This window comes from Pseudomonas sp. MB-090624, from assembly GCF_003205245.1.
Classification (GTDB): Bacteria; Pseudomonadota; Gammaproteobacteria; order Pseudomonadales; family Pseudomonadaceae; genus Aquipseudomonas; species Aquipseudomonas juntendi.
Genome location: NZ_QJRK01000003.1, coordinates 1 through 18,379 on the forward strand (window position 1 = coordinate 1; position 18,379 = coordinate 18,379).

Annotated in this window: 20 protein-coding genes and 2 tRNA genes; 8 read left to right on the top strand and 14 right to left on the bottom strand. The window is 51.2% G+C overall.

Annotated elements, in window-relative coordinates; genetic code table 11:
* Positions 1–109: IS3 family transposase (locus DMX12_RS02245; protein ID WP_135192744.1), on the top strand; the 109-nt coding region annotated here is incomplete at its 5' end.
* Positions 110–288: 179 nt separating this feature from the next.
* Here DMX12_RS02245 and DMX12_RS02250 read toward each other — a convergent pair.
* The 4 genes from DMX12_RS02250 to DMX12_RS28895 form a co-directional block, all read right to left on the bottom strand.
* A complete protein-coding gene (locus tag DMX12_RS02250; protein WP_256598382.1) occupies positions 289–702 on the bottom strand; it encodes a LysR substrate-binding domain-containing protein in 414 nt (137 codons plus the stop codon).
* Between the two features lie 14 nt (positions 703–716).
* Complete coding sequence (locus DMX12_RS02255; RefSeq protein WP_232108520.1) at positions 717–1,073, bottom strand: serine hydrolase; 357 nt, start codon at positions 1,071–1,073, stop codon at positions 717–719.
* Positions 1,045–1,356 carry a hypothetical protein gene (locus DMX12_RS29375; RefSeq protein ID WP_177411219.1) on the bottom strand — a complete coding sequence of 104 codons (312 nt, stop codon included), beginning with the start codon at positions 1,354–1,356 and terminating at the stop codon, positions 1,045–1,047. Before DMX12_RS29375 ends, DMX12_RS02255 begins: the two co-directional genes overlap by 29 nt.
* A 241-nt stretch (positions 1,357–1,597) precedes the next feature.
* Positions 1,598–2,164 (bottom strand): hypothetical protein, encoded by a 567-nt coding sequence (locus tag DMX12_RS28895; protein ID WP_146226804.1) that lies wholly within the window; start codon positions 2,162–2,164, stop codon positions 1,598–1,600.
* Positions 2,165–2,475: 311 nt separating this feature from the next.
* On the opposite strand from DMX12_RS28895, the gene DMX12_RS28900 reads away from it, so the two are divergent.
* On the top strand, positions 2,476–2,772 hold the full coding sequence (locus DMX12_RS28900) for a hypothetical protein (protein ID WP_146226805.1): 297 nt from the start codon (positions 2,476–2,478) through the stop codon (positions 2,770–2,772).
* A gap of 319 nt (positions 2,773–3,091) precedes the next feature.
* Here DMX12_RS28900 and DMX12_RS02265 read toward each other — a convergent pair whose 3' ends face one another.
* Positions 3,092–3,646 carry a hypothetical protein gene (locus tag DMX12_RS02265; protein ID WP_110676024.1) on the bottom strand — a complete coding sequence of 185 codons (555 nt, stop codon included), beginning with the start codon at positions 3,644–3,646 and terminating at the stop codon, positions 3,092–3,094.
* Between the two features lie 312 nt (positions 3,647–3,958).
* Between DMX12_RS02265 and DMX12_RS30215 the strand changes: the two genes are divergently transcribed.
* Positions 3,959–4,126, top strand: a complete 168-nt coding sequence (locus DMX12_RS30215) for a hypothetical protein (RefSeq protein ID WP_156089062.1) — start codon at positions 3,959–3,961, stop codon at positions 4,124–4,126.
* 60 nt (positions 4,127–4,186) lie between these two features.
* Here the strand turns inward: DMX12_RS30215 and DMX12_RS02275 are convergent, their stop codons facing one another.
* Both DMX12_RS02275 and DMX12_RS02280 read right to left on the bottom strand, forming a co-directional pair.
* Positions 4,187–4,621: a hypothetical protein gene (locus DMX12_RS02275; RefSeq protein WP_110676028.1), complete on the bottom strand. Its 435-nt coding sequence runs from the start codon at positions 4,619–4,621 to the stop codon at positions 4,187–4,189.
* 39 nt (positions 4,622–4,660) lie between these two features.
* Complete coding sequence (locus DMX12_RS02280) at positions 4,661–5,053, bottom strand: hypothetical protein (RefSeq protein WP_110676165.1); 393 nt, start codon at positions 5,051–5,053, stop codon at positions 4,661–4,663.
* Between the two features lie 106 nt (positions 5,054–5,159).
* Here DMX12_RS02280 and DMX12_RS02285 point away from each other — a divergent pair, with 106 nt between their 5' ends.
* Positions 5,160–5,693, top strand: a complete 534-nt coding sequence (locus tag DMX12_RS02285) for a helix-turn-helix domain-containing protein (RefSeq protein ID WP_256598381.1) — start codon at positions 5,160–5,162, stop codon at positions 5,691–5,693.
* 63 nt (positions 5,694–5,756) lie between these two features.
* Here the strand turns inward: DMX12_RS02285 and DMX12_RS02290 are convergent, their stop codons facing one another.
* Both DMX12_RS02290 and DMX12_RS02295 read right to left on the bottom strand, forming a co-directional pair.
* Positions 5,757–6,335 (bottom strand): hypothetical protein, encoded by a 579-nt coding sequence (locus tag DMX12_RS02290; protein ID WP_110676030.1) that lies wholly within the window; start codon positions 6,333–6,335, stop codon positions 5,757–5,759.
* Positions 6,336–6,370: 35 nt separating this feature from the next.
* Positions 6,371–7,483 carry a hypothetical protein gene (locus DMX12_RS02295; RefSeq protein WP_146226806.1) on the bottom strand — a complete coding sequence of 371 codons (1,113 nt, stop codon included), beginning with the start codon at positions 7,481–7,483 and terminating at the stop codon, positions 6,371–6,373.
* Between the two features lie 638 nt (positions 7,484–8,121).
* Between DMX12_RS02295 and DMX12_RS02300 the strand changes: the two genes are divergently transcribed.
* Entirely contained in the window at positions 8,122–8,403 is a 282-nt protein-coding gene (locus tag DMX12_RS02300; protein ID WP_110676034.1) for a hypothetical protein, read from the top strand.
* A 3-nt stretch (positions 8,404–8,406) separates the two neighbouring features.
* On the opposite strand, the gene DMX12_RS02305 is transcribed toward DMX12_RS02300, so the two are convergent.
* From DMX12_RS02305 to DMX12_RS29240, 5 genes are all read right to left on the bottom strand, one after another.
* Complete coding sequence (locus DMX12_RS02305; protein WP_146226807.1) at positions 8,407–9,057, bottom strand: hypothetical protein; 651 nt, start codon at positions 9,055–9,057, stop codon at positions 8,407–8,409.
* A 164-nt stretch (positions 9,058–9,221) separates the two neighbouring features.
* On the bottom strand, positions 9,222–12,629 hold the full coding sequence (locus DMX12_RS02310; RefSeq protein WP_110676038.1) for a hypothetical protein: 3,408 nt from the start codon (positions 12,627–12,629) through the stop codon (positions 9,222–9,224).
* A complete protein-coding gene (locus tag DMX12_RS02315) occupies positions 12,629–14,044 on the bottom strand; it encodes a site-specific integrase (RefSeq protein ID WP_110676040.1) in 1,416 nt (471 codons plus the stop codon). The genes DMX12_RS02310 and DMX12_RS02315 overlap by 1 nt, the downstream gene beginning before the upstream one ends.
* A gap of 1,071 nt (positions 14,045–15,115) precedes the next feature.
* Positions 15,116–15,203, bottom strand: a tRNA-Ser gene (locus DMX12_RS02320).
* Between the two features lie 35 nt (positions 15,204–15,238).
* Positions 15,239–15,325, bottom strand: a tRNA-Ser gene (locus DMX12_RS29240).
* 132 nt (positions 15,326–15,457) lie between these two features.
* Here DMX12_RS29240 and DMX12_RS02325 point away from each other — a divergent pair.
* From DMX12_RS02325 to tusD, 3 genes are all read left to right on the top strand, one after another.
* On the top strand, positions 15,458–16,129 hold the full coding sequence (locus DMX12_RS02325) for a Bax inhibitor-1/YccA family protein (RefSeq protein WP_003251184.1): 672 nt from the start codon (positions 15,458–15,460) through the stop codon (positions 16,127–16,129).
* A 250-nt stretch (positions 16,130–16,379) separates the two neighbouring features.
* Positions 16,380–17,759 (top strand): nucleobase:cation symporter-2 family protein, encoded by a 1,380-nt coding sequence (locus tag DMX12_RS02335; RefSeq protein ID WP_110676044.1) that lies wholly within the window; start codon positions 16,380–16,382, stop codon positions 17,757–17,759.
* Positions 17,760–17,985: 226 nt separating this feature from the next.
* Positions 17,986–18,378 carry a sulfurtransferase complex subunit TusD gene (gene tusD / locus DMX12_RS02340; RefSeq protein WP_110676046.1) on the top strand — a complete coding sequence of 131 codons (393 nt, stop codon included), beginning with the start codon at positions 17,986–17,988 and terminating at the stop codon, positions 18,376–18,378.
* Position 18,379: the final 1 nt, after the last annotated feature.

An 18,379-nucleotide genomic window follows, 5' to 3' on the forward strand; every position in this document is an offset into this window, starting at 1 on the left:
CGATTACATCGAGATGTTCTATAACCCTAAGCGTCGACACAGCAGTGCTATGCAGCTGTCTCCAGTAGAGTATGAGAAACGCTATTTCCTGAGCTTGGAGAGTGTCTAGGAAAGCAGGGGCGATTCATAATGCAGCTGCGCCAAGGTGTCTAAGTGCCACTGTATCACCGATGATGCGGAGTGCCAGCTCGACAAGCAGATCTTATGTTTACTCGTACTGGATCGCTGGACGCAGTGCCCGCCTGAAAGTGAGCCAACTTCGTAACAGCTTTCAGTCGGTAGCCAATCTCACAGCAGCCGAGGCGAACCGTCTCCAAACCGTGCCACCGCAAAATCCACGAAACTGCGAAGCTTCGGCGTCATGCGTCGGTCTTGGGCATATAGGAGGTTGAGTGAGCCGGTCGGTATAGCGTACTGAGGCAGCAGCTCAACCAGTGAGCCGTTGTTCAGTGCCTCACTAACCAGCTCATGGGGCTGGAGCATCACACCGAGGCCGGCGATTGCAGCGCTCAGCAGCGCCTCACCATGATCAGCCATGAACCGGCCTTGCACAGGTACCTCGATCAATCCGCCTGGGCCTTTGAATGTCCACTGGGTACGCAGGTCGGTATGAGCGAACACTAGGCACTCGTGGTCACTCAAATCCTTCAGGGCCAGGATGGGTGGATGGCTGGAAATGTAGTGGGGCGAAGCACACAGCACCAAGCGATACGGCGCTAATGGCCGAGCAACCAACCCGCTGGGCCACCGTATGCGAATACCTCTCCAGGCTTGCTGATCAATGGACGCGACGCGACCTCCTGAGCAGAGTCAGCCAGCGTAATACGGTGATCTTGATTGAGGTCGTAGAACTCACCTTTCGACCCTGCCAACCCTGATGTTTGAGAAAGCAGCTGGCGGAGCGTCAGTTGACCACTTTCTCCAGAGATCTCGGGTAACCAGGTAGAGATCAGTGCGTCCAGCGACAGGCCATTCTCCTCAACAACTCGCATCACTACTGCTGCTGTGAACCATTTCGACGCAGATGCGATGGGGTACTGCGTGTCAGGTCGAATATTGCCAAACCTGGCCATAGCGTCCACGCGATCGCCCTGCCACCACAGTGAAACCTCCAGCTTTGGCTGCCAGCATTTCCCGTGCGGCCTTTTCAGCAATACCCGGCAGCTCGGAGCCCTGATCGATGTAGTACGGCTCATCGCTCCTCGACTGCTCGCCGTTGGAATCAGAGGAAGCTGACTTTTGATTCTGCACCATACGATTACCTTTGGGCTCAGGTTCTGCTTGAACAAAGGGGCTCGCCTCCACGCTTGAGAGGCTTAGGGCGAGTGGCAAAGCGAGCATTGGGAGCTTGATCATGCGTGTTCTGCTGCAAATGGGAGGCAACCAAGACTGGCACACCGCCGATCACCTACCAAGTTTCAACACTTTCTCACTTTGGTACCGAATCGCGGCAATTTCTCAATAGGCAGAAGAAGCTTGGTAGATCAGTCACGACGTAGAAGATGATTGCGCGGCCCTGACAGCTAGCCTTGCTCGAATTGAGTCACCGAAGCCGACTCATTCGAAGTCAGCGTCGTTTCACCCTAAACGCTGAATTTCAAGCGTATGTAGACTGCTTTGCTGCCAAATATGCGGCAGTCCATAACTGATCAGCCAGCCACTCTGCTTCAGCGGGGGTGAGAATCCACGCAACCCATCCAAACTTTATCGTGACCGCCCCGTCTTGGAGCAGAATGGCTAAGTCGTAGATGGCTTCTTTGCCATCGTCGAATTTGACTAACGGGTCAAGGTCATGGAACGCCCGGTGCGCAATAAAATCATCTCCAGATACGCCCAAAAACATTTGATCGCCATCCGGTTGGGGACTGGGCATATAAGGAGCAATAAGATTGCTCCAACATGCAAGTCGATTATCAAGCTTGCGTTTTATCTCCACGGTACGTCGCTGCTTGGCCAGGTGAATTAGTGCATGACTCAAGCTTGTAGCCATCTGGACGGCTTGAGTTAGCGTGTACGCCACTCTGAAATCATGCAGCCACGTATTTATGAGGCCTGAGCGTTCAAGCTTCACGGTAGCGCGGTAATCTTCAGGTACTTCTGGAAATCTGAAAAACGTGGAAGCCTTGAATGAAAACACGGGATTGCGAGGTTTGCTGGCAGTCATAACAATCTCAAAAATTTGCTCTCAACTATACAAACGGTTGACTTTGAAAAAACTTGAGTGGTTTTTTTGAAAATTTTATGCTTCTTCGCTGAAACCCTCAGCGGCTCATCAAACGAATTAAGTCACCCACATAATCTCACAGCAAAACAACCTGAAAGCTCAGCAATCTAACGAACTTGAACGCTTCGCAGACATGAAATCTATGAGTACGTTCTAAGCAGACCGTTTAAAACGTGCCTTGACGGATCATCTAAATCGGCGAAAAATATCTAAAAATTCCTGATGAGCTACGGGGTACCATGAGATATTTCGTGACGTACATCTGCTTCGACACTTCGGTCGATCACAAGCAGCTTGGTACTGCTGATACAATCGGATATCCCGAGTACCAGATTGTTTCGCCGCTAGAAAATCCTGCGTATTCAGACTGCGAAACCATTAGCGACATCGAAGCACGATTTGAGCGGTTGAGAAATTACCAAGCGAATCATAACCAGGTAACGTTCCCATGCTGCACAGTTAAAGTGCTCAAGGTCGAGCCATTGGAAGACAGTTGGTTCGTTAAAGGTTGGGATCAGCCGCAGAGCGCTGCACACGCTCAGGGTTAGCTGGATACTGCGCTTACGCGTGTGGCATTTGGAATCGCGGAGAGCAAGAATCATCGGGTTTTGATGCGGCACATTGCTTTGGGCCTAGACGACTGACAGCTCCAAGTAGTTTCCATAGAACGCCTCAAGGCTTATTTAGAAGAGAGCGACTCGGTACGAATTGCAAGGCTTACTTAGGCAAGCAGAGCGCGCAGGCCACGGGCCGAAGGCGTGCAGGATGGAAGCCCGAAGGGCCGAGCCCCGCGAAATGCGGGGCTTGGTTCACGACAGTCTGGCCGTGCAGCGGCACGCCCAAGCTGCCGATCTCAGGCAAGACCGCTTACTTGTGGAGCTTACTGAAACGCTCAATCACGACACTCGGAGCAACGCTCGGCCAGGCTTCAAGATTCGCTGACTTACGCCAAAAATCAATTGCGCACCAGAGGAAGAACAACCCAGGAATTGTCCCGCCCACCATCGAATAACCGTGCAGAATCGATATAACTTCTGACTGCCGGTGATGTGCCAAGACGGGAAGGAGCGCAAGAAGAAATACAGCAACATACGCTACAGCGAACCAAATGGCTCCGTAGAAAATCATATATACTGGAGTCGCCAGACGAAGCTTAGTCAGACTGCGGATTCGTCCGCCCTCCTCTTTAAACGCATAGACCGCACCGCTGTTCTTAAGCTTGTCCCTAGACTTTTTGTAGACACAATAAAAATCGTAATGCTTACCCGCCTCGATCTCTTCGTAGAGCTTGATCGGAATATCGGTGTTTGGGATTAAAACACCATCGACCTTCATGATTACCCGAACGCTTCCTTCTTTATGCTCAAAAACTCGGATGTCTTCAAGTTTCCCTGAAACCTTGATGTAATCAGCGATTGCCACGATGTAACTCCTGTCAGAAATTTCCAGAGCCTAAAATCAGGCAAAGAAATAGCGTGAACGGCTCCACCACGGAGCCGCTTTTTTAGCAACAAGCGTTTAGTGCAGGTGGTTTGGGCTGACGAAGAACCCCTTTGAACCTACCTTCAGAAATTCGCGGAGCCCCGCCCGGCCGCCTTGTTTACGGAACGAGGCGATGACGTACCTTGAGTTGAGCGTAGTCGCGACCCAATACCGCCCTTCCTTTTGTAGACTCTGGATGTCGGAAGTGCGCAGGTAATGCCCGTCAGCAAATCGCCCGATCGGATTGGCTGCATGTACATGCCCGAAGACAACACCCACAGCGCTGCAGGCGATGATCTGAACATTTACCAGAAACGCCGTCACTGGTTGCGCATAGCCCTGGCCAGCGGCACGAGCAATGCGCAAGAGATCGAAATCTGTGTACCGCCGGCCATGAAGGTCAACGGCGTAGATGTTTGAGACTGCCAAAGAAAAGCTCCTTGCGCGGGCCTTGTATTCAGTAGGGAGGTCAGAGACAAACTAAGCCGGTGCTCGGTACAGCTCCCTGACTTTACTTAGGTTGGCTGGATCGAAGTCGGCATCACTGGAGTCGTTGTAAACGCTCCCGCTCTCTACCTCGAGCAAGCACACAGGGCAGTCATTCTTGTCATACCCCAGCGCAAGAGAGGCTAACCGCTCCATTCGCCAATGCACCCCGCCGTTAAGCCGCGCCGGTGTAACGACCTGGACATCCTCAACGATGAACTGATCATCTTGGGCCTGGAGCATCTCATGCAGCCGTGGCTCGTCGTTGAGCATCTCTTCGCCTCGCACAAACCTACCCTCAATCCAACGCCTCACGCTTACGTGATACCAATGCGTCGAAAGCGCTCTCGACACGCCATGCCAATGTGCAAGGCCGTCACCGAACATACCTGGAACGCCTGCAAGGTCAGTGGTGCTGGTTCTAAACATCAGTCGGATAACTCAACCGCGAGCCTGGGCTCGTTAACGTCAATAAAATGAAAAAATCGTCTTGAGCGAGGCCTTCTGCTCAGCCCCTTTCCCGACGAGCACATAAACCGTGTTTCGAGTCTCAAAAAAATACCCGTCCACGAGCGCAACCCCGATGCTCGAGCGCAACCAATTGCCTGGCTGGAATCGTCCTGCGCTATCCGCCACCACATTGTGAGCCAGCAGGAATAAAGGGATGTTGCCAGCCGCCGCCACCTTCGCAAGCTCAGCCTCAGTGAGCTCTGCACGGAACAACGTCCAATCTCGGACAAGACAGTAGGCTTTCCCGGGATAGCGTTGGGCGACCTGCTCGATCAACTGTCCCTCGTCAGCATGGGCGCCCTCGCGGGGCTCTGAAGGCTCGCTGAAGAGCTCGATATCTGCGTTGTCCAATTCCTCACCTCGCAGGGGGAGCTTGAGAGAACTCTTGTAGCATCCGACCACTCGCCTCTCTCCACGATGTGCCGTCCAAGGCCATCCACGTAAAACGGATAATACAGTGATTTACCGTTTATCCGCAAAGCGAAGCTGTGGCTATATCCTGACTTTTGGATGGACTATGCAGCTCAGGATCGCATTCGCGGGGGTGCTACGTGCTTTTCGTCTCGTCCGGGGCGCTCGGTACGCCGATCTTTCAGAGGCTACAGATCGCACGAAAATCAGCGCACTCGAGAACGCCAAGACAAGCATCACCATTGAGCAGCTCGAGCAGATTGCGGACAGCCTGGGCGTCGACCCGATCGCCATGCTCGCGATGTCGATAGCTCAAAAACAGGGTGAGCCAGCTCTCACAGTAGTGGGCCGGGCACTAACTCACGTCGCTGCGTTTGAAGCGGAGGGTGGGATGAAGGCCCTCGCCGAACAGTTCGACGATGGCGGGAATCTCATCAAGCGGAAGCGTGGCAAGCCACTCAACGCTGACAACGAAGCAGCTGTGTTGGCCCTCAAAGCCGCTGGCATGAAGCAGCAGCAGGTGGCTGAACAGCTGGGCCTGGCGTTGACGAGTGTCAGGGACTATTGGAAGAAGTCTTGACGTGGGCGATCGTCAACGCTATTGAAAGAAGCAGGCCGGATTGAACCGGCCTTAAGAGGGGCATCACTTATAATTTTTCGCGACCACGGCGGCACCGATAAAAATCACCACACAAAGAATGCCGAGCAACCCATAGAAGCTACGATTCCTCAAACATTGAAACTTTGGCACCTTGCCTTTTCTTTCTCCAATATAATTCACAAGTCGAACCGTTGACCCTTGATCACCATTTACGAGCAGCAAAGCATGGTGACTAAATATGAACCATACAAGATAAATAGGCAACCATAAACCCAGCGACGACCAATAATCAGATTTTCCGAAATCGAAAACCAAAATAAACCCGAGCGCAAAGAAAGACAAATCATAGCTAAAGACGACAAACTCTACCAGCAGCGCACGAAGCCGCCCAACCCAGCCATCATCACTAAAGGACAGTACAAAACTCAAGAAATAAAAAACAAGCAGGAATGAAGTTATTGATGCACCCATCGAAAGATTGGGCCAAGATGCATTACTTTTCAAAAAAGCATTATCAAGGCCAAGCGCTCGATAGACCAGAGCCAACAAAAATGCAAGAGCTAACGTCTTCACTGGCAAATAACCCAGCCATGTATCACCCCGATTAGAACCGTCACTCATAAAGATCTCCTTTTCAAAATTTCTAATCTGGAAAATTACAAATTAAATTTCATATTATGAAGACGCAGATCAATCTGTGCTATGAGCGAAAAGTGTTCCCCCTCACTCATCTTGTCGAATTTAGATTTGACGTCTGTCAGACATGATTCGATCAGCGACCTCAAAGCAACCTTATCCTTCAATCGTTCAACACCCTGAATGCTCTTGAAAACCTCGTCCAACCGGCGCTTAGCATTTACAAATGAAGTATCCACAGAAGAAACTGTAGCTAGAGAAGATCTAACCCAAACTAAGTCGGCAATGAGCTCATTCCCTGAGTGAACAGTCAGACCTGATATTTTACGCGGAGTGTATAACCCCTCTAAAACTCTATCCTTTAGATCTGAAGGGCACGCATGAAACATACCCCCATCAATATCCGGACTATTTGTAAATCCGAATATTATGTTAGCCACTTTAACGGAGTCAAGCACAACATTATCGAGCATAAAGACATTAAACCCCTGAGCCCGACCGTGAAACAGAACATCACCCTCTCGCAGGCCGCGCTGCTGCTCAACCATGAGTAGATCATGTCGAAGAGCAATCAAATCAAGAATAAAATCATGACTTTCTACGTCACTGGTATCGGTATTAGCCAAAACTCTCTTAACACGCTCCAGCTTCGCACAAAGCTTACCCAAATGATTGGCGCCATCGCCATTCTCATCGAAAAGTGGTGAAGCTGTAAGCTCGCAGTGATGAAGAGAGTTGCATGAAAAAATAGCTTTATATAAAAGTGTCGGATTCCGAAATTTGTAGCTATTACCTAAGCTTTTTTCCTGCTCCTCCAATATTTCAATGAAGAGTTTTCGATGACTAATGTAGCGATCAAAGGTCATCGCTGCGAGCTGGGCCTGAGTGACCTTCTGCATCCCTTTGTTCTGGCGAGCCAGGAACAGGAGAGTAGCCACAGTTGCCAAGGTGCTCGTCAGTGTGAAAAAGCCAGCGAGCAAGGCACCAAAGCTCGCCCACGCAGAATGGTTGTTTGATACGTAAGTCAGCTTTTCAGCGTAGGTAGAAAACAGGACGTAGCCCAACAACACAATGAGCAAGATCATAGCGATCCATACCCAGCGCTCCTTCCACCAACCTAAATCAAGCTTCACGCGAGAAATCCCTTCCAACCCAAAATTGGTGGCATTTTAACACCACGTCGTGGGCAGTGACCAAATCGGCCGGTGATCCAGGTGAGCAATGCCAGCTTGCAGGCGGTATCCATGCCCTCAATACCCGCTCCAAAATTCGAGCTGTGATGGCAGGGAGGAGCTGGAGTGGGCGGAAGAGGCTGAGAAAAATTAGGGCCCTGCTCATGTACTGCGGGCCGACGGCTACCGCGTTACTGGCCTGCAAGACAGAAAGATGTGACCAACTTCACATAATGGCATTTTGAGACCATAACTCAAATACACAACTCTATAAACTTATCCATATAAATCAATACGATACCTTGCTGTACATTTAAACAGCTCGCTAAGATATTGATTCTATTTGGTTTTTTCTGATCGTTTTGCCAGTGTACATCTCACAATGCGTTTCCTATGCTCAGACACATTAGAGAAACCGAACAGGAGACGTTTCCATGGCTATCGCGAAAAAAGATCAGGTCTACTGGGCTGAATGCCTGGATCCCAAGAAACCCGTCTGTGGCAATAAGTGGAAGAGCCGCGCAGGCTTCGGTACACCTAACTACTGCCCTAAGTGCCGTTCCACCCGAATCGCTGTGCGTCCTCTGTAGGGAAGCATCATGAGTACAAAGTCGAAGGGTGTCTGCCCATTCTGCGCTGAGATGGTCACCCCTGATGTCAGGGAGGAGAACCTGGTCAGACGTGACAAATGTGCGTGCACTGCTTGCGGTGAGGACGTCTACGTTTGCCGCAGCCCTGGGTGCAACAACTACGCTAAGGGCGGTGAATACTACGACGATGAACTGTGCCCGCAGTGCACCAGCGGCATCGCGGACGCTGGCAAGATGACGGTTGCAGTGGCGGTGTTTGGCGCCATCGTTGGAAAGTTCATTAAACCCTAATTTTTACATATCGAATTTCCGCCGTAGCACTTCAAGACGTATAAGATCATCGTAAGTTGCGACCATATTCATAGCTCCATGATACCCGGCCACACTATACTCAAAATTTTCCTCGCCCGGCTTAATAATTACAAATACATCCATAGCTTCGCTCTGCATACCATCGATAAAGGCCATCAAAAATTTTATATCGTCGCCAAGTTTGACAATCTCTTCCTTCAACTGCTCCGAATCACCAGACACCATTAAGCCACCAGAGTCTAGATTTATTATAGTATGTTTTAATTGAGCGATCTGCCCTTCAAGACCTGCATTCCGTATCTTCAACGCTTCATAATCAGAAGAGCTAATCGATGTCGGCAGAGCTGAAACCTCCTCTGATTCAAGAGTCTTCTCGAGTATTTTTCGATAGTCAGAGTTCCTAAGCAGCGTAACGTGACTTACTGGCTTTAAATCACTATCTCTATCATGCTCCGGCAAGCTAAGATTTTGGCTCAGCTCATATTCTGTAACAATCTCAGCCACGCCTTTAGCAAGACTTGTAATGTTCTTGTAATTAGCCCTAGATAGTACCTTTAGAGCACTACTAATATGGGCAATACGTGCTGCCCTATGCGAATCCCTGTGTTCCTGAAATGTGTCTTTACGCTGCATAAAATCGAGCTCCATGCGATAGCTCTGTGACGATTACAGCCTCATCAACATTTGTTGCGGGCACCCAAGATAATGCTGATATAGCGAACCCCGTTACAGCAATATATAGTAGCGGGGCAAGCTTGTTACCAGATCAGCCTAGTCTTGCGTTCAAAGCCAAGCCATCAGTCTTCAACTTTAGCAACACCCAGAGTTGAAGCGATCAAACGAACAGGCTTAGTTTCCACTGACGGGTTAGCAACCGTATGGCCAATTTTAATAACATCCCGCACATCAAGCACCCCGGCAGTCATCATACTGGAGATTTGAGAGGTTAGTTGATGGCAGGGCGGCCTTGGATCAACGCAGAGAAGCTCATCAAATTTACCCTGCTGCACCAGCATGGCCATACGCATATAGGCAAACTTCTTGTTCAAGCTTTCACTTGTCGCATCTGGGAAGTTCTGGACATCAACTAAACGTTTCAGAATGTGCTCAGCCTCCGAAACATTAACCCTCTCAAGGTGCGCAACGACCCCCTCCTTCTCAGGAATAAAATAGCTTTTGTATTCACCGCGTTTGGCCATGAGGTAAAGCTGCTGCTCAATCGCCTCGAGAGCATACGCCTCTCTAGCATGATGATCATATTCCATGTTCAGATTTTCCATAACCTGAGGATTGCGTGCAGAAGTTTTCAGCGCCCGGTACTCGCGTAATTTATCCAGGATTTCCTTCATAATTTCCTTAGATTTATCTTTTTCCGCGCAGATAGCTGGCAGGTGGTCTACCCCACGGATGGCATATGGGCAAAGCACGCAAGGTCGACCAGCTCCAAGTTGTTTCACCACTTCTTCAGGGCAACGATTATCAAACGGGCAGATATGACACAGGTTATAGGCCAGCTTGGTGTACCGCCTAGCACGCAATACCTCTAAGCCGCTCTGCCCTTCCCTGACCCCTGTCAAGCTAATCAGGCCATGCATATCAATAGCTTTCACAGGATCTTTATGAATGCTTGCTCCCAGCCTTGCATTCAGCCGCAATGCAGCTTCCGCTAGCTCCGGAGCCTCGCCGCCGCTCAGCTTATCCATGTTCTTCATCATGTAATCAGCCAGCAGCTTTTGATGATCTGGCATGTTCTCGCCGTCAAACAAGGTGTAGTACCAAACCAGCTCTTCAGTCTGGCCTGTCATGAACTGTCCGATCAACGAAGGCGGTAGAAAACGCATAGCTTCGGATACGAACCCAGCCCTCAATCCGTGCGGGGTGTGAGGACTGGTGAAGCCATCGGCAGAAAGTGTGCTCAGATAGGCATGATCATAGCCCTCAACCGGCTCACGCTTACCACCTTCCCCCTTCAGAAACACAATGTCCTCACCAGTATCGTCTTGCATGACCTCCCTAATGAAATGTTGGAGCATCAGTAGGTAAACAGGATAATGCCGATAATTCGCCCACTGGCTAGCACCAACTCCCGCTTCTCTGAAGATCGGTTTGAACTGCCCAAATTTGGAGCCCTTGGTAAATCCATACCAAAGATTTTCATTGTAAGATTCAGAGCTGCAGGAGTCATACCAGGCCCTTTGTCGATCCAAAATATCAATCACGTGGCGCGAAACAATCGCCGTCCACTCTCCATGCGACTTATCTGAACTAACAAAAAGAGGCGCCAACGGACTTTTCCAATATCTATCCAAGACGCAGTCGTACTTTTCTTTATTAAGCCAGATCAGGTGCTGTTGGCGCAGTCCTGTTTCACACATCAGTATGGTCAGGCGAACCGAGTTTGGTGAAATGCGTTGAACCACATTACCCATAAACTCAAAATCTACAATTTTATAAAATCTGGGAAGCACCTCAAATCGATGAATTTTCCCCTCATGGTAGAAAATTGGCGTGTAGTTAAGCAGTGATTGGTTCACCTCCCCAAACCCCCGCACTTCCTTCGAAAAAAGCCCGGCCCAAGCGTGGCTGTTCAACAGATCTGTCAGGCTCGGCTGGCAAAGCTGCCCATTCAATACTCCATAGTTAATATTTTTTTCATCCTGACCATCATAGTAGGGCATGTTGTTGATATGATCAGTGAGATACTCCAGGCTGTAGAGCATACTCAGGAATGTTGCAAAGTAGGGCCTTGGAATCGGTCTTTTTACCGTGCCTGACTTTTTCTCAACAGCTGGATAGCAAGCATTCGTAAAATTGCATTTAAATTTGTCCGCATCTGGCAGCACAAGCCTGTTGCTTTCAATATACTGGCAGAAATGATCAATCACCAAAACGCGAGCATAATGCGTTTCGTTAACCCAGCCATGGGCGCTTGCGAATTCCTCCATGTAACCCAAGAAAGTCCTCGGAGGTGCCTTATCAAATTTGATCACTCCATCCAGAAAAACTGACTCATGGGTAAAATAGAGACTGCAATTAAACTGATTGATAGTCCTAGGGTAATTCTCAAGCGAGCCATCACGCCGCATGTAAAAATTTGGCAAATAAGCTGTGAGATAGCTCATATACAAATTACGCAGAAACCCATAACCGCTCGATCTCTGCAGGCGCTTGGACTTCATAAATGAGCCAAACACCTGATCCATATAGATGGCAAAACTTTTCACTTGAGGATGCGACTCCTCAATGAAAGGAAGCCGATCATTCTCCTCACCCAAGCTGAAGAGCCCTTTGATGCGGTGTGTAGGGAAATGCGTCTTGAACATAAGTTCAAAATTGAACTCAAGCTCACCATTGGCGAGAGATCGAGCCATTTTGAGCGCCGCCTCATGAGCCTGTTGCGCAGAGCTTTTGGCATGCTTTGTCTTCGTCGCGATTCTACGTCCTTTGTACACCCTTTCAGGCTTGCACTCTCGCTTAACGGCCTGATACCCGCTAATGATATCTTCTACCATCTTTTTGCTAGATGGGCGGGGATGGGTGATGGTCAACAAAAAATCATTTACATAATATCTTCGAAGCGGCAACGTACCCGAACCATTAGCGCCATCAAAGAGTATCTTACAACCTTCCTCAGTAATGTCATCAACGGTGTAGAAATCGGTACTCAGCAAAAGCCTCAACCAAAAGCTTACTCGACTGCTTCCGTCGTTAAACTCACCACGCTTGTAAATACTTTCAATCTCAGAGTCGGGATGAACACCGCGAATGATAGTAAGGCACTCAAGATCGAGATTGCGGCATAGCTCATCGAAAATTTCGACTTGATGGTTAATTGTCTGTATGGACAAGGGAGCAATGAACACTTTACGTGCCCAAAGAGTGATAAATACCATCCGGACGAATTGGGATAGCGTCATATCATAACTCTCCGGCAAGGCATGATATGATCGATCAATATCTCCAATCCGCGTACTTGATCCACGATATGTCGACTCAAGCAAACGCTCAATGTGAGCTAGTCCCCAACTACTAAATTCAAGGCCATAACCATTGAATAAATACTCAATTTTCTCTGTCGAGGTACCCCTGCCTTTTGAAACCTTTCGATAAATATTTCGAACAAAAGAGACCGCCTTCTTGAACGCTGCGATCACTTCGTCTTCGGGCACCAACCAGACTGCCTTATCCTTACTAAGGTTGATCATCACTTGGCGCCCCCTTCAAGATGCTTTTTGATTTGCTCAACCTCACTCTCAAGGTGCTGAAGCTGTACTTTAACAACACTGAAATTTGAAGACGACATACGAATCATGTTCATAGCAGCAAAAGTCGCCTCAAGCATCTTTGCATCCTTCCGCGCGTAACGCTCTGTGGACTTGATCGACTTATGGCCCATCAAAAGCTGTACCATTTTCAAGTCAAGCCCAAACCGATTTGGATCTCTCGGGCTTGGGCAGTGATTTACCAAGTAGTAAGCATACATATGACGAAGTGAGTGAAACCCGTAGCTAGTACCGGTCAAATTGAATGCTGCTTTATTAAAACGTTCCCATACCGCCTGGTAGGATGACGGCATTGCCCCGCCGTCGCGCATATTGCGGAACAGGAAAGGATGGATGACAGGTCTATGCCTCGCTTTTTCCTTTGCAATCTCTTCTTCATGATAAAGGCCAAGATTTGCCCAAAAAATTGATGCAAACGGCTCAATCAGGAAAGTATCCGGTTTGTCTCGACCTTTGTGCTCAAGCTTATTCAGCTTGGCCTCAGGAATGTACTTGATAAGATTTTCTCGCCGAGTGTCGGGATCGACAATGTAAACCCGATTATTCTGTGGGCTTTCTGGGTTCACCACAATATCGTCCATGAGGATAGTCAGCGCTTCTGAAACCCGACATCCTGCTGCAGCTAGAAAAGACCAAAGCACCTTGTCCCGCAAGCACTCTGCGCTTTCGATCAACTCGACGCATTTGTCGATAGGGAACGCCGTCTGGTCACCTCCAAATTCGTCAGTGCGCGCCATCAATTGTGGCTTTGATGTTGCCGCAAGCCTTTGTCTTTTTATCTTTTTAGCACCTCCGGCCAAACAGCCTGCAAACCAGCTATTCGCCTTGATAGCGGCGCTAATATTTCTAGGCGCATCGGCATACTTTGCTACAGTGAGCGGCACCATAGACAGCGCTATGTCTGTGACATATCCACTTTCCTGCATTTGCAACAAGCCATTTCGCATCGCTTCGCTTGATGCAATGAAGTTATTACAGCCGGCTAAACTCACAGCAACCGAAGACCCGCTCAAATTACGAGACCCGAGAACCCGTGCTGCATCCCGTGCAATTTCAGAATCGCTATCGTCCCCAAACACCAAGTAGCTTTCGTAGCAATCCAGTGCCTCATTAAGCAACAACGGCGTCAGGCCACCATTATTTAAACCAACTTGATGGATGTAATTAAGTTTTTCCGCAACCGCATAGCAGTACGCCTTAACGGTCAACCATTTTTTCGCTTTTGCCAGCTGATATGCCCAGCTATCAAAAAACTCACACAACATTGAGTCCGGCGAGAGAATCCTAAACGTAGGAGTTCCATTGCGCACGGTCTCATATAGCTCAACGTGTTTCATAAACTGATTATCACCTATGGAGATAATTCGGCACCGTATCGCTCCGAATTTCGGCGCATCCTTCCACAGGAATTTTCACAAATCAACAAGATGCAATTAGTTAATTGCAACTTAGGGTATGCCAAAAGTATATCGTTTTTAATACGCGTTCTTTACCGCTTTTTAATCACGAGAAAGGACGGATACTGGAGGGATACGCATTTTCCAGAAACCGCATAAAAACGTTGTCTACGGGACTGAGAGCAGATAGCCGTGCAGGCAACAGGATTCTGCTGCCTAAAAATATAATGATAATTATTAATCTTTAGCTGTGAGGTGATGGAGATTGACCGGTTATTGGGACAACGCATCCCCCTAGCATCGCTTGCCAACAAAGGAAGCCTGACGCAATTCATTTGATTGGGACTGATGGATTAACCACGCCAGCCACCAGTACGAGTACCAGTCACGCAGGTAAGGTGGCCTTTGGGGTGGATTAGACGGCTGGGAGGGTTTTGCGAACGGACACAAGCCTTTCAATAGACCACTGCAGGCCAGCTGGGCGAGTGTGAGCCACTTGCAGCGGATTCGAGGGAAGGCTGGACTTCTCCAGGATTTCGCCTGGGATCTTTCAGCCAAAACTGGATCAACCCTTTGGCCTCTCCTCCTAGGAGCGACATAACCCACAGCGAGGTAAAGCTGAAAGCATCCTGCCGGACTGCGACAGCTCCGACCGCCTCAGGCTGGTGCAATCTCAAGGTTGAGGGGTAGACCTTAACTCACGCCCCTCCCTCACCAAGGCAATGCATAGGGCCGAATCACGCTTGCTTTTTGTTGGGGACGTCGACCAGCGCTGAGCGTTTTAGTCACTCAACATAACCGACCAATACCCTGGCTCCATGGCATCCGAGAGGTCAAAGGACATGCGCAAGATGCAATAGAACGCAACAACGTGCAACTGGATGATTGCACCTTTAAGCGGAGGGTGATCAGGCACGGATTTGATAGAAAAATGGGCGTTTTTCAAAAGCAAAACGCACAAAAAAAGGGTCTAGATTTTCATCTAAACCCTTGATTTTACTGAATTCGCGGCGGGGAACCAGGGATTCGAACCCTGGAAACGCGATTAACGTTCGCCGGTTTTCAAGACCGGTGCATTCAACCACTCTGCCAATTCCCCGTTTGTTCCGATGACGCGATACAACAAGCTGCAACTGGAAGGAACCTTAGATAAGAACTCTAGGATAGTTGCCCATCGACGGTTTTCAAGACCGTTGCCTTAAACCACTCGGCCACGCTTCCAGCTCGTTTGCGGCCGCCATAATACCGTAATGAAACAAGCTGTCAAACTCTCTGTGTCGCGGGTTGCAATGGCTCTGGTAGACTCCCAGCATCTGAACGTTCGAAACCACAGGTTTACCAAGGAGTGTCGCCATGCGCGAACAGGATTATGCCGTACATCACGGCCAGCAGGTCGAGCAGCAGGAGATCAGCAAGGTCCTGCGCAACACGTACAGTCTGCTGGCGCTCACCCTCGCCTTCAGCGGCGTCATGGCCTTCGTTGCCCAGCAAATGCGTGTCGGCTACCCGAACGTGTTCGTGGTGCTGATCGGCTTCTACGGGCTGTTCTTCCTGACCAACAAGCTGCGTGATTCGGCCTGGGGCCTGGTCTCCACCTTCGCCCTCACCGGCTTCATGGGCTTCATTCTCGGCCCAATCCTCAACCGCTACCTGGGCATGGCCGGTGGTGCCGAGGTCGTCAGCTCGGCATTTGCCATGACTGCCCTGGTGTTCGGTGGTCTGTCGGCTTACGTACTGATTACCCGCAAGGACATGAGCTTCCTCAGTGGCTTCATCACTGCCGGCTTCTTCGTGCTGCTGGGTGCGGTCGTGGCCAGCTTCTTCTTCCAGATCAGCGGCCTGCAACTGGCAATCAGCGCTGGCTTCGTGCTGTTCTCGTCGGTGTGCATCCTGTTCCAGACCAGCGCGATCATTCACGGTGGTGAGCGGAACTACATCATGGCCACCATCAGCCTGTATGTATCCATCTACAACCTGTTCGTCAGCCTGCTCCAGCTGTTTGGCATCATGGGGCGTGATGACTGATTGTTGTAGCTTGTGAGAAAGCCCGCTTCGGCGGGCTTTTTTGTGGGTGTGGGAAAGGCATGCCGGTGTTCGCCTTCAGCATGGGTTAACCGGCGCGGCAGTGCACATTCGCGGCGGGCGGTTTTTGACTGAAAAGTCAGGTAATTAAGCATAGGGTCGCCGATCATGTCGGCATCGTGCTTTGCTCTACCGCAATCTGCCTTCACCCCGTAGAATGCGCTCCTTTTTTCTTCAGGGGCAGCTTTCAGCCATGAGCACACATGAACACAGCCCAGCAGCATCGGCCCCCGCCAATGAGCTGGTGCTTGGCCTCGAGGACAAGCCTCGGCTGCTGATCGGGCTGCTGGCGGCGCTGCAACACCTGCTGGCGATCATCGTGCCGATCGTGACGCCCGGGCTGTTGATCTGCCAGGCGCTGGGGGTGTCCGCGCGGGACACCAACCTGATCGTTTCCATGTCGCTGGTAATCTCCGGTATCGCCACATTCGTGCAGTGCAAGCGCTTCGGGCCGTTTGGCGCCGGGTTGCTGATCGTGCAGGGCACCAGCTTCAACTTCGTGGGCCCGCTGATTGCCGGGGGTGCGCTGATGGTCAAGCAAGGCACGCCAGTCGAAGGTGTGATGGCCGCCATCTTTGGCGTGGTCATCGCTGGCTCGTTCGTCGAAATGGGCGTTTCGCGCATCCTGCCCTTCGTCAAACGCCTGATCACCCCGCTGGTCACCGGCATTGTCGTGCTGATGATCGGCCTGACGCTGATCAAGGTCGGCCTGATCAGCATGGGTGGCGGCTTCGGCGCCATGGCCAATGGCACCTTCGCCAATGGCGAGAACCTGCTGTTGTCGGGTGTGGTGCTGGCCATTATCGTGATCCTCAACCGTATTCCGGTGGTGTGGATGCGCAGCTGTGCCATCGTTATTGCCCTGGCGGTCGGCTATGCGCTGGCGGGCTATATGGGCCGCCTGGACTTCACCGGTATGCATGAGGCCGCGCTGTTTCAGGTGCCGACGCCGCTGCACTTCGGCCTGAGCTTCTCGTGGGCGCTGTTCATTCCGATGCTGGTGATCTACCTGGTGACGTCGCTGGAAGCCATTGGTGACGTGACCGCCACCAGCAAGGTGTCGCGCCAGCCAGTCGAAGGCCCGGTGTGGATGCAGCGGATCAAGGGTGGTGTGCTGGTCAACGGCGCCAACTCGCTGTTGGCGGGCTTGTTCAACACCTTCCCGAGCTCGATCTTTGCCCAGAACAACGGGGTGATTCAGCTGACGGGTATCGCCAGCCGCCACATTGGTATGTGGATTGCCGTGATGCTGGTGCTGCTGGGGCTGTTCCCGAGTGTTGCCGGGGTGATCCAGGCGGTGCCGGAGCCGGTGCTGGGTGGTGCGGCCATGGTCATGTTCGGCGCGGTTGCGGCGTCTGGGATAAATATCCTGGCCAGTACTCGGCTGGATCGTCGGGCGCTGCTGATTATCTCTGTTTCCCTGGCCTTGGGCCTGGGTGTGGCGCAGGTGCCGGAGTTCTTGGCACACATGCCGGCGGCGGTGCGCAATGTGCTGGAGTCGGGCGTGGCGACCGGTGGCATCTGTGCCCTGGTACTGAACTGGTTCTTGCCGGAGAGCAAGGAACAGGCTTGAGGCCTTCTCCCTTCTGACAGGGCCTTGCGCAATCCCCGTAGGAGCGGCCTCGTGTCGCGATGGGCTGCAAAGCAGCCCCAGCAATTTGTGCATTTGCGCTGAAGCCCCGGGCTGCTTTGCAGCCCATCGCGACACAAGGCCTCCTACAAAAGCCCGCGCCCGCATGCACAAGCGGGCGCGGGTTTTTTTGCTTTATCATGGCGGTATTCCTTTGCATGAGTTACCCATGAAATTCGCTATCGCGGTGTTCTCCCCGGCCCATGCGCCCTCCTCGCGGCGCGCCTTGCGCTATGCCGAGGCGGTGCTGGCCGGCGGGCATGAGATTGCCCGGCTGTTCTTCTATCAGGACGGGGTACACAGTGCCTCGGCCAACGTGGTCGCGCCCCAGGATGAAGTGGACGTGGCCGCGCAGTGGCGTGCCTTTATCGAGACCCACCAGCTGGATGCCGTGGTGTGCATCGCCGCCGCCTTGCGCCGTGGCGTGCTCGACGAGGCCGAGGCCAACCGCTATCAGCGCCCGGCCGTGAACCTGCCCAAGCCATGGGAGTTGTCCGGCCTGGGGCAACTGCACGAGGCCGCGCAAGTCGCCGACCGCCTTGTCTGCTTTGGAGGCGACTGAA

Bases quoted from the DNA above. Each gene is read 5' to 3' on its own strand.
- DMX12_RS02255 (WP_232108520.1), bottom strand. From the start codon at position 1,073: ATGGCCAGGTTTGGCAATATTCGACCTGACACGCAGTACCCCATCGCA.
- DMX12_RS29375 (WP_177411219.1), bottom strand. From the start codon at position 1,356: ATGATCAAGCTCCCAATGCTCGCTTTGCCACTCGCCCTAAGCCTCTCA.
- DMX12_RS28895 (WP_146226804.1), bottom strand. From the start codon at position 2,164: ATGACTGCCAGCAAACCTCGCAATCCCGTGTTTTCATTCAAGGCTTCC.
- DMX12_RS30215 (WP_156089062.1), top strand. From the start codon at position 3,959: ATGTACATGCCCGAAGACAACACCCACAGCGCTGCAGGCGATGATCTG.
- DMX12_RS02275 (WP_110676028.1), bottom strand. From the start codon at position 4,621: ATGTTTAGAACCAGCACCACTGACCTTGCAGGCGTTCCAGGTATGTTC.
- DMX12_RS02290 (WP_110676030.1), bottom strand. From the start codon at position 6,335: ATGAGTGACGGTTCTAATCGGGGTGATACATGGCTGGGTTATTTGCCA.
- DMX12_RS02300 (WP_110676034.1), top strand. From the start codon at position 8,122: ATGAGTACAAAGTCGAAGGGTGTCTGCCCATTCTGCGCTGAGATGGTC.
- DMX12_RS02305 (WP_146226807.1), bottom strand. From the start codon at position 9,057: ATGCAGCGTAAAGACACATTTCAGGAACACAGGGATTCGCATAGGGCA.
- DMX12_RS02310 (WP_110676038.1), bottom strand. From the start codon at position 12,629: ATGATCAACCTTAGTAAGGATAAGGCAGTCTGGTTGGTGCCCGAAGAC.
- DMX12_RS02315 (WP_110676040.1), bottom strand. From the start codon at position 14,044: ATGAAACACGTTGAGCTATATGAGACCGTGCGCAATGGAACTCCTACG.
- DMX12_RS02325 (WP_003251184.1), top strand. From the start codon at position 15,458: ATGCGCGAACAGGATTATGCCGTACATCACGGCCAGCAGGTCGAGCAG.
- DMX12_RS02335 (WP_110676044.1), top strand. From the start codon at position 16,380: ATGAGCACACATGAACACAGCCCAGCAGCATCGGCCCCCGCCAATGAG.
- tusD (WP_110676046.1), top strand. From the start codon at position 17,986: ATGAAATTCGCTATCGCGGTGTTCTCCCCGGCCCATGCGCCCTCCTCG.